This is a genomic window from Lyngbya sp. CCY1209, from assembly GCF_055795065.1.
This window is the reverse complement of the sequence record NZ_JAYFER010000240.1, coordinates 1-4,639: the sequence shown is the minus strand read 5'-3', so window position 1 is coordinate 4,639 and position 4,639 is coordinate 1. Positions and strand designations below refer to the sequence as shown.

Genomic DNA, 4,639 nt, shown 5'->3' with positions numbered 1-4,639 from the left:
GGCTCAAGCCGCTCGAGTCGATTTTCATCCCCGCTCTGAAGAGACGGGGCTTCCAATCTCCCGACTATCCTCGTGAGATTTTTGTCGCCGGCCGTGTCAGCTCCTTCGTCAGTTGCGCCCACCCGACCCCAGCGAAATGATCGAGACCAGGACTATGTATCAAGAGCAACCGCTACGGCGAATTTTGTTGATCGACGACAATCCCGACGACCGCCTCCTGATCGACCGGGCGCTCAGACAAGAATTTTCGGACACCGCCATCGAAGAAGTCGGGGAACCGGAAGGGTTGGAGGCGATCTTGGAACGGGGGGATTTCGACCTGGTGATCACCGACTACCAACTCTGTTGGAGTACGGGGTTGCAGATCCTCGAACGGGTCAAATCCCGCCACCCGGACTGTCCCGTGATCATGTTCACCAACACGGGAACCGAAGAAATCGCCGTCGAAGCCATGAAAGCCGGCCTCGACGATTACATCATCAAATCCCCCCAACATTTTCTCCGCCTCACCCAAGGGGTGCGGTCCGTGTGGGAGCGGGTCCAGAGTCGGCGGCGGGCCGTCCAATCCGAATATCGCCTCGGGTCTCTACTCAATCAACTGAGTTTGGGGGTGTTTTTCGTGGGTTCCGACGGCAAGATCTTGCAGTACAACCAGGCGCTGCTGGACTTGCTGGGGTTGCGATCGGACGAAGATGTGGAAAGGTTCATCCGGGAGCGGCTGCGGCTGGACCTGGCTGACGCCGCCCTGCGAGGGCAGGTCGATTCCGAGCAGCCGGCCCAAGAGTGCCGGGAAATTCAGTTCCGGCGGCCGGACGGGCGCCCGGTTTGGCTGCGGGTGAGTACGACGCCGGAGAGGCTCGGGGGGAGCCTGATCATCGACGGGTTGATCGAAGATATTAGCGATCACAAGCGATCGCAAGCGGAAATTCGCCAGCTCAACCAGACCCTAGAAAGTCGAATTCACGAGCGCACCGCCCAACTGGAGGCCACCAATCAGGAGTTGGAAATTTTCGCCTATTCCGTCTCCCACGACTTGCAGGCGCCGCTGCGCCAAATCAACGGCTTCGTGAGTTTGTTGCACGAACATCTCGCCGGGGCGCAACTCGACGCCACGAGTAGCAGTTACTTGGAGACCATCGCCAACCTCGCCCAACAGGCCGGCCGGATGCTCGACGAGCTGATCCGGTTTTCCCGCACCGGCCGGGTGCAGATGCTCCCGACGTGGGTCGATCCGTTTCACCTCGTGCAACAGACGAAACAACAGGCCGAGATCGATTTGGAGGGGCGGGAGATCGCCTGGACGGTGGAACCGCTCCCCCGGGTTTGGGCCGACCGGGAGCTGTTGCGGACGGTGTTTCAAAACCTGCTGGAAAATGCCGTCAAATATACGCGGCTCTGCTCGCGCGCCGAAATTACCGTCGCCGCCACCGAAACCGAAAAGGAGGTGATTTTCTCCGTCCGCGACAACGGGGCCGGATTCGACATGAAATATGCCGACAAACTCTTCGGCCCGTTTCAGCGCCTCCACTCCCGCAAGGTGTTTAAAGGTATGGGGATCGGGCTGGCCAACGTCCGCCGCATCGTCCACCGCCACGGCGGGCGGGTTTGGGCCGAAGGGGAGCCGGGAAACGGGGCGACGTTCTATTTCTCGCTGCCCAAGGAACCGCCGCCCCCCTCCGAGGGTCGCCCGTCGTAGGTGATGCGGCTCGATTCGTAGTCGGGGGGCTCGACGTGGATCAGAATCCGGGCGGGGTTGTAGCGCTTCTCCAGTTCGGCCTCCACCGCCTCCGTGATGTCGTGGGCCGTCTCCACGTCCTCCGCCTCCACCACCATGTGCATTTCGATGAACACCTGCCGCCCGATCATCCCCCGGGAGGCGATGGCGTGGCAGTTGACGACGCCGGGGACGGACATGGCGATCGCTTTGATCTGTTCGGGGGCGATCGCCATCCGGTCCACCAGCCAGGGCAAATTCTCCTCGATCACCTCCCAACCGCTGCGGAACACCAGCAGCGCCACCGGAAACGCCAGCACCAGGTCCAAAAGTTGCAGTTGGGGGACGTTCCAGCGGTTGCCCAGCCACACCCCGATCAACCCGGCGATCACCATCATCGTGATCCAGACGTCGCTCATGGTATGTTTGGCGTCGGCCACCAGCAGGGCGCTCCCCACCCGCCGCCCCACCCGGCGCTCGTAGTAGGCGACGAAAATATTCACCCCCAACACCGCCAGCAAAATCCACAGTTGGGACGGGGAGATGTTGACGGCGTGGCTTTCTTCGGAAAATAACCGCCCCACCGCGCCGCTGAGAATTTCAAAGCAGGCGATCCCCAAAAAGGCGGCGATCCCCAGGGCGCCCACCGCGTCGAATTTTTGGTGTCCGTAGGGGTGTTCGCGGTCCGGTTCCGGGGAGGCGAAGTGGTTGGCGACTAATCCCAACACGTTGTTGGCGCTGTCGGTGACGCTGTGGAGGGCGTCGGCCAGCAAACTCAGGGAACCCGTGGCCCACCCCACCACCGCCTTGATCGCCATCACCAACAAATTTAAAATCAGGGTGATGACCAGCACCCGCCGCACTTCGGACCGTCGATCGCCCGCCATCGCACTTGCTCCCGGTTGAAACCTTTACCCGTTGAAATCTTTGTCGAAATGATATCGAAAGTCAAGGGACGCACATCTGTTAAGATTCGTGTCGCGCCCGATTGCCGCGATCTCCGGCCGCCGGCGAGTCGGAGGGAACTTTCGCGGGCGGTGGAAATGTCGCGGGCGATCGCATCGGCGGGTACAATGCGATCGCAGCGAACTGGCATACCATCTTAAAAACGAATCATGTCCGCCCCCCCCCTGACCCTCAATTTAATTCAAGGCTCCGTCTCCCTGCGCTTCACCCCCGAAGCCGCCCGCCATTTGAAAGCGGCCCTCGACGAACTGATGCAAAAGCTCAAAGCCGTTTCCGCCCAATCGACCCCGGGCACCGGGCGGCCCGCCCCCCAAAAACCGGTCGAGTACCGACACGCGGGGGAGGTGTTCCTGGAGGTGTTCTGCAATCCCAACATCTGGCCGAGCCCCTTCGCCGCCAAAGTTCTGGTCACGGTCCGCGACGAGCGGATCAAACTCACGACGGAGGCTGAGTTGACCCAGATCGCTGATGATATTCAGCAGTACATCGACCAAGCCGCTTGACCTTGACCCGCGATTTTTCCGGGTCGCCTAGCCCGCACCGGTCGGCGAGTGCTAGAATGGGTTTCCAATTGGCTGACTCGACGGTTTCCGACACCCGTTCTCCAAAATTTGGGAGCGGTGGGAAGTCTGCCCCTGTTATTCCTCGACGAGTTTCGATTCTCATGAATGTCGATAACCTGACTCAGATGTTACACCAGGGATTTCGCGTCACCTTGGGCGCGACTTCCTCTTTAATTGAAATCTTGCAAGATCCCCAAAAGCGCGATGAGAATCTCGAAAAAATTCAGTCCCAGTTGAGCCAGCTTGCCGAAGAGTGGGCTGAGAAGGGGGCCGTGACGGAAGAGGAAGCCCGCAGTTTCGTGGATACCATCCTCTCCAACTCCGGCCAGTCCGAATCCGCCACGACGGTCAATTCGGGCGCGACTCCCGCCCCGCCCCCCGCCCCTCCGGTTTCCCAGTCCGGCGAGATCGGCGAAATTCAAGAACTCACCGACCAAATTGCGACGTTGAGGGCTGAGTTGCAGCGCCTGCGGGAGTCTGACTCGTCCACCTGACGACGCCTTGCAATCCGGAGCCGATGGCCCGGAGAAAAAAAGTAGAATCCCCGTACCTTCAGCGGAGGTCGGGGAAGATGTCAACAAATACTCGCTGCATTTGTGGGGTTGGGTTTTTCAGAGGGCCGAGTTGAAGGAGTCCCTAAATTTTAAACGCTGCATTAATTAAAGTATCGCGACGAACTGAATTTTTGGCACGAATTGAGTTCCGTTGCCACAGATAATTGGAATGGGAAGTTCCGAAAATCAACCCGGTCGGGTGTTCGATTGAATTCTCACCGTCAACTCTGAAAAACCCAACCCGATTAAATTTGCTTAAGTCAACATTGATGTCACTCAACCCGCGATCGCTTCAAAGGCCGGATTGAGCCTTGACTCTAATCATTCTCCCATTTTTCAGATCCGATTAGGTCGCCGATGCGATCGCGCAACAGGAAGTTGCACGCCTCGAGTTCGCACTCCACATAGGCCCATTCCCGAGCCGGAATGAATTGGCAGAGCGTGTAAATCGGTTGCTGACGGCCGATCGCACCCTTGTTAATGAGATTGCGTACTTCGTCTTTGATGACGTCGAGTGAGTATTGAACAGTGGTGTAAGTCATAATTCGCCCTCATGGGGTTGCCTGAGTGATTTGTGGCATCGATCTCAATATAATCGAAAATTGAGATTTAGGGAAGGGATTTTTTTCAGTATAAGCGAATACAATTTGCCGCCCAACTCGCATAAATAAAACCGAAATGCCTCGGGTCTAGGGGTAGGGGCGACATCGCCCCCCCCACGCCCGGTTGATTGATGAATTCGACAACTTATCAGTCGATAATGGCAGTTGATACTCTGCGGGTTAAAACCACGCAGATTCTTAAGTAATCCAAAGCTGGATTCTCAAAGGCATTATCAAAGT

Annotated in this window: 6 protein-coding genes; 3 read left to right on the top strand and 3 right to left on the bottom strand. The window is 58.0% G+C overall.

Annotation, left to right across the window (positions count from 1 at the left end; all coding sequences use genetic code 11):
- Positions 1–154 precede the first annotated feature (154 nt).
- Positions 155–1,696 (top strand): sensor histidine kinase, encoded by a 1,542-nt coding sequence (locus AC0QHF_RS06300; RefSeq protein ID WP_324703342.1) that lies wholly within the window; start codon positions 155–157, stop codon positions 1,694–1,696.
- Here the strand turns inward: AC0QHF_RS06300 and cdf31 are convergent.
- Both cdf31 and AC0QHF_RS06290 read right to left on the bottom strand, forming a co-directional pair.
- Positions 1,642–2,601 carry a CDF family zinc efflux transporter Cdf31 gene (gene cdf31, locus AC0QHF_RS06295; RefSeq protein ID WP_324703341.1) on the bottom strand — a complete coding sequence of 320 codons (960 nt, stop codon included), beginning with the start codon at positions 2,599–2,601 and terminating at the stop codon, positions 1,642–1,644. The genes AC0QHF_RS06300 and cdf31 overlap by 55 nt on opposite strands.
- Positions 2,602–2,680: 79 nt before the next feature.
- Positions 2,681–2,815, bottom strand: coding sequence for a hypothetical protein (locus AC0QHF_RS06290; RefSeq protein ID WP_324703340.1), 135 nt, complete (start codon positions 2,813–2,815; stop codon positions 2,681–2,683).
- A gap of 14 nt (positions 2,816–2,829) precedes the next feature.
- On the opposite strand from AC0QHF_RS06290, the gene AC0QHF_RS06285 reads away from it, so the two are divergent.
- Positions 2,830–3,183, top strand: a complete 354-nt coding sequence (locus AC0QHF_RS06285) for a hypothetical protein (protein WP_324703339.1) — start codon at positions 2,830–2,832, stop codon at positions 3,181–3,183.
- Positions 3,184–3,344: 161 nt separating this feature from the next.
- Positions 3,345–3,737: a hypothetical protein gene (locus AC0QHF_RS06280; RefSeq protein ID WP_324703338.1), complete on the top strand. Its 393-nt coding sequence runs from the start codon at positions 3,345–3,347 to the stop codon at positions 3,735–3,737.
- A 377-nt stretch (positions 3,738–4,114) separates the two neighbouring features.
- On the opposite strand, the gene AC0QHF_RS06275 is transcribed toward AC0QHF_RS06280, so the two are convergent.
- Positions 4,115–4,339 (bottom strand): DUF4327 family protein, encoded by a 225-nt coding sequence (locus tag AC0QHF_RS06275; RefSeq protein ID WP_324703337.1) that lies wholly within the window; start codon positions 4,337–4,339, stop codon positions 4,115–4,117.
- Between the last annotated feature and the right edge of the window lie 300 nt (positions 4,340–4,639).

What these genes read in the sequence shown, in the direction of transcription:
- AC0QHF_RS06300 (WP_324703342.1), top strand. Translation starts at nt 155, where the DNA reads ATGTATCAAGAGCAACCGCTACGGCGAATTTTGTTGATCGACGACAAT.
- cdf31 (WP_324703341.1), bottom strand. Translation starts at nt 2,601, where the DNA reads ATGGCGGGCGATCGACGGTCCGAAGTGCGGCGGGTGCTGGTCATCACC.
- AC0QHF_RS06290 (WP_324703340.1), bottom strand. Translation starts at nt 2,815, where the DNA reads ATGGTATGCCAGTTCGCTGCGATCGCATTGTACCCGCCGATGCGATCG.
- AC0QHF_RS06285 (WP_324703339.1), top strand. Translation starts at nt 2,830, where the DNA reads ATGTCCGCCCCCCCCCTGACCCTCAATTTAATTCAAGGCTCCGTCTCC.
- AC0QHF_RS06280 (WP_324703338.1), top strand. Translation starts at nt 3,345, where the DNA reads ATGAATGTCGATAACCTGACTCAGATGTTACACCAGGGATTTCGCGTC.
- AC0QHF_RS06275 (WP_324703337.1), bottom strand. Translation starts at nt 4,339, where the DNA reads ATGACTTACACCACTGTTCAATACTCACTCGACGTCATCAAAGACGAA.